Origin of the sequence: Aquicoccus sp., from assembly GCF_041686535.1 — a bacterium.
GTDB lineage: Bacteria > Pseudomonadota > Alphaproteobacteria > Rhodobacterales > Rhodobacteraceae > Aquicoccus.
This window is the reverse complement of sequence record NZ_JAWLDS010000155.1, coordinates 1-4,407: the sequence shown is the minus strand read 5'-3', so window position 1 is coordinate 4,407 and position 4,407 is coordinate 1. Positions and strand designations below refer to the sequence as shown.

General features: G+C 64.9%; 3 protein-coding genes. All 3 read left to right on the top strand.

Annotation, left to right across the window (positions count from 1 at the left end):
* The first annotated feature begins 5 nt into the window (after nt 1-5).
* Nucleotides 6-863 (top strand): MBL fold metallo-hydrolase, encoded by an 858-nt coding sequence (locus ACESL9_RS17130; RefSeq protein ID WP_372675312.1) that lies wholly within the window; start codon nt 6-8, stop codon nt 861-863.
* 36 nt (nt 864-899) lie between these two features.
* Entirely contained in the window at nt 900-2,588 is a 1,689-nt protein-coding gene (locus ACESL9_RS17125) for a TIGR01244 family sulfur transferase (protein WP_372675311.1), read from the top strand.
* Nucleotides 2,589-2,665: 77 nt separating this feature from the next.
* Nucleotides 2,666-4,407, top strand: a 1,742-nt coding sequence (locus ACESL9_RS17120; RefSeq protein WP_372675310.1) for a SulP family inorganic anion transporter, incomplete at its 3' end; no start/stop codon positions are given.

Sequence of the window (4,407 nt, the reverse complement as noted above, 5' to 3'; positions counted from 1 at the left end):
TGGAGGTGACCCCGCAGGTTACCGCGTTCTTCGACGAGGCCACCAACACGATCAGCTACGTGGTCCGCGACCCCGGCTCGGCGACCTGCGCGGTGGTCGATTCGGTGATGGATATCGACATGGCGGCAGGGCGCATCACCTATGATCACGCCGATGCGATGATCGCCCATATCAAGGCCGAGGGCCTGACGCTGGAATGGATCATCGAGACGCATGTCCATGCCGACCACCTGTCGGCGGCGCCGTACATCCAGCAGAAACTCGGCGGCAAGATCGGCATCGGCGAGAAGATCCTCGTGGTGCAGGACGTGTTCGGCAAGATCTTCAACGAAGGCACCGAGTTTCAGCGCGACGGCAGCCAGTTCGACCGGCTGTTCGCCGACGGCGACACCTATACCATCGGCGGCATGCAGTGCTTTGCCATGCACACGCCCGGCCACACGCCGGCCTGCATGACGCATGTGATGGGCGATGCGGCCTTCGTGGGTGACACGCTGTTCATGCCAGATGGCGGCTCGGCGCGCGCCGATTTTCCCGGCGGCGATGCTGGCACGCTTTATGACAGCATCCAGAAGGTGCTGGCCCTGCCCGACGCCATGCGGCTTTTCATGTGCCATGATTACGGCCCCGGCGGGCGCGACATCCAGTGGGAGACCACCGTCGGCGCGGAAAAGGCCGACAACATCCATGTGGGCGGCGGCAAGACGAAAGAGGATTTCGTCAAGTTCCGCACCGAGCGCGATGCGCAGCTGGCCATGCCCCGGCTGATCCTGCCCTCGCTGCAGGTCAACATGCGCGCCGGCGAGGTACCTCGGGACAAGGACGGCAACCAGATGCTGAAACTGCCGGTGAACCGGCTGTAAGAGCGGACGGCATTCCAAGTGGAGGGAGGAGAAATCATGCAAGTCAACAATATCACCGACGCGCTGTCGGTCAGCCCCCAGATCACCCCGCAGGACGTGGCCAGGATCCGCGATGCGGGATTTCGGGCCATCATCTGCAACCGCCCCGACGGCGAGGGCGCTGATCAGCCGAATTTTGAAGAGATCGAAACGGCAGCCAAGGCGGCGGGGATCGAGGCGCACTATCTGCCCGTGACCTCCGGCCTGGTCCAGGACAGCGATGCCGAGGCGTTCGGGCAGGCCCTGCTGGAACTGCCCGGGCCGGTCCTGGCCTATTGCCGGACCGGCACGCGGTCTGCCACGCTCTGGTCGCTGACCGAGGCCGACCGGCGCCCGGTGTCTGAAATCCTTGCCGCCACAAAGGCGGCGGGGTTCGACATGGCTGGTGTCGCGCGCCGCATCGTCAACGGCGGCAAGACCCCGACGATTTCGGGCGACGCCACATTCGATATCGTGATCGTCGGCGGCGGCGCGGGCGGCATCGCGGTGGCGGCAAGCCTCAAGTCCCGCAAACCGGATCTGGACATCGCGCTGATCGATCCGACCGACGTCCATTATTATCAACCCGGCTGGACAATGGTGGGGGCGGGGATATTCGAACCCGCGGAGACCGCCAAGACCATGGGCAGCCTCATTCCGCGCGGCGTGCACTGGATCAAATCCGCCGTTGCGGCGTTCGAGCCCGCCGACAATGCCGTGATTCTCGATGGCTGCCGCGTGGTCAAATACGACCGCTTGGTGGTCTGTCCCGGGCTCAAGCTCGACTGGTCGGCGATCGAGGGGCTGGAAGAGACGCTTGGCCGCAACGGGGTCACGTCGAATTACCGCTACGATCTGGCGCCCTATACCTGGGAACTGGTTCAGGGCCTCAAGGACGGGCGCGCCCTTTTCACGCAGCCGCCCATGCCGATCAAATGTGCCGGAGCGCCGCAAAAGGCGCTCTATCTTTCCGCCGATCACTGGTTTCGCAACGGCGCGCTCGGGAACATCGATATCCATTTCTGCAACGCTGGCGGTGTGCTCTTCGGGGTGAAGGATTACGTGCCGGCGCTGCAATCCTACATGGACAAATACGGTGCGAGCCTTGATTTCTTCCACAATCTCGTGGCCGTGGACGGCCCGGCGCGCAAGGCGACCTTCGAGGTGAAAAAGCCCGAAAGCGCCCCCGAACGCGTGACGCTGGAGTTCGACATGATCCATGTCTGCCCGCCGCAGACGGCGCCGGATTTCATCCGTGTCTCGCCGCTCGCGGACGCGGCCGGGTGGGTGGATGTGGATCAGGCCACCCTGCGCCACCAGAGCCACGACAATATCTGGTCGCTCGGCGACGTGATGAACGCCCCCAATGCCAAGACGGCCGCCGCGGCACGCAAGCAGGCTCCCGTCGTGGCCGAGAACATCGTGGCCGACATCGAGGGCCGGGCGGCAGTTGCGCAATATGACGGGTACGGGTCCTGCCCGCTGACGGTCGAGCGCGGCAAGATCGTGCTGGCCGAGTTCGGATATGGCGGCGTCATGAAACCGAGTTTTCCGAAATTCGTGGTCGATGGCACGAGACCGAGCCGCCTGGCCTGGCTTCTCAAGGAAAGGATTTTGCCCCCCATCTATTGGAAGGCGATGTTGCGTGGCCACGAATGGATGGCCCGCCCGGAAAAGATTGCTCCCAAGGCGGAAGAGCCCGCATAGAGACCAAGAGTGTCCGATCCCGGGCGTTCCTCCGGGGTCTCTTATTGTTTTCCGACAGGATCCCGAAAATCCACTTCATGCCTGAACTTTCCCGATACTTTCCGGTGCTCGAATGGGGGCGCAATTACGACCGTCATGCCCTTGGCGGGGATGCGTTGGCGGCGGTGATCGTCACCATCATGCTGATCCCGCAATCTCTAGCCTACGCGATCCTGGCGGGACTGCCGCCCGAGGCCGGCATCTACGCCTCGATCGTGCCGATCCTGCTCTATTCGGTGTTCGGAACAAGCCGCACGCTGGCCGTCGGCCCGGTCGCGGTGGTGTCGCTGATGACGGCGGCGGCGATCGGCGAGGTGGCCGAGGCCGGCACAGCAGGCTATGCCGTCGCGGCGCTAACGCTGGCCGGGCTGTCGGGCGCGATCCTGCTGGTCATGGGGCTGCTGCGGCTGGGGTTTCTGGCCAATTTCCTGTCGCATCCCGTGATCTCGGGCTTCATCACCGCCAGCGGGCTGCTGATCGCCCTGAGCCAGCTGCGTCACATCCTCGGGATCGAGGCCAGCGGCGGCACCCTGCCCGAGATGGGGCTCGCGCTCGCCACGCATCTGGGTGAGGTCAACCCGGTGACGCTGATCCTCGGCGCCGTGGCGCTGGTGTTCCTGTTCTGGGTGCGGCGAGGGCTGAAGCCGGCCTTGCGACGTATCGGGCTGGGGCCGCGCTTCGCGGATATCCTCACCAAGGCCGGCCCGGTCGCCGCCGTCGCTGTTACGACGTTTGCCGTCTGGGGGCTCGATCTCGAAGGCCGTGGCGTTGCGGTGGTCGGGGTCGTTCCACAGGGCTTGCCGCCCTTCACCCTGCCCTCGTTCTCGCTCGACCTCCTGGCAGAGCTTTTCATGCCAGCGCTGCTCATCTCGGTCATCGGCTTCGTCGAATCCATGTCGGTGGCCCAGACACTGGCGGCCAAGCGTCGGCAACGCGTCGACCCCGACCAGGAACTGATCGGCCTTGGTGCGGCCAATATCGGCGCGGCCTTCACCGGCGGCTATCCGGTCACCGGGGGCTTCGCGCGCTCGATCGTGAATTTCGACGCGGGCGCGGTCACGCCGGCGGCTGGCGCGTTCACCGCATTGGGGCTTGCGGTCGCGGCAATGTCGCTGACCCCGCTCATCCACGATCTGCCGATCGCCACGCTGGCAGCCACGATCATCGTGGCTGTGCTGGGACTTGTGGATTTCGCCATCCTGCGCCGCGCCTGGATCTATTCCAAGGCCGATTTCGCCGCCGTCGCCGCCACCATCGTGCTGACACTCGGCTTCGGGGTCGAGGTCGGCGTGTCGGCCGGGGTCATCCTGTCGGTGGGGCTGCATCTTTATCGCAGTTCCAGACCGCATATCGCCGAGGTCGGGCTGGTCCCCGGCACCCAGCATTTCCGCAACATCCTGCGCCACGCGGTGATCACCGATCCCGCCGTCGTCACCTTCCGCCCCGATCAGAGCCTCTATTTCGCCAATGCCCGCTTCGTCGAGGATCACCTCTTTGACCGGGTGCGGGCGGGCGGGCCGGTGCGCGACGTGGTGCTGATGTGCTCGGCCATCAACGAGATCGACCTCAGCGCCGTCGAGACACTGGAGACGATCAACACCCGCCTCGACGAGATGGGCGTGCGCCTGCACCTCTCCGAGGTCAAGGGCCCGGTCATGGACCAGCTTCGCCGCGCGCATTTCCTGTCGCAATTGACCGGCGACGTCTATCTCGCGCAATACGACGCCTTCACCGCGCTCAGTTCGAAGGCTGCCTTGCATGATGTACCAGACCAAGTTTC

What these genes read in the sequence shown, in the direction of transcription:
- ACESL9_RS17125 (WP_372675311.1), top strand. Translation starts at nt 900, where the DNA reads ATGCAAGTCAACAATATCACCGACGCGCTGTCGGTCAGCCCCCAGATC.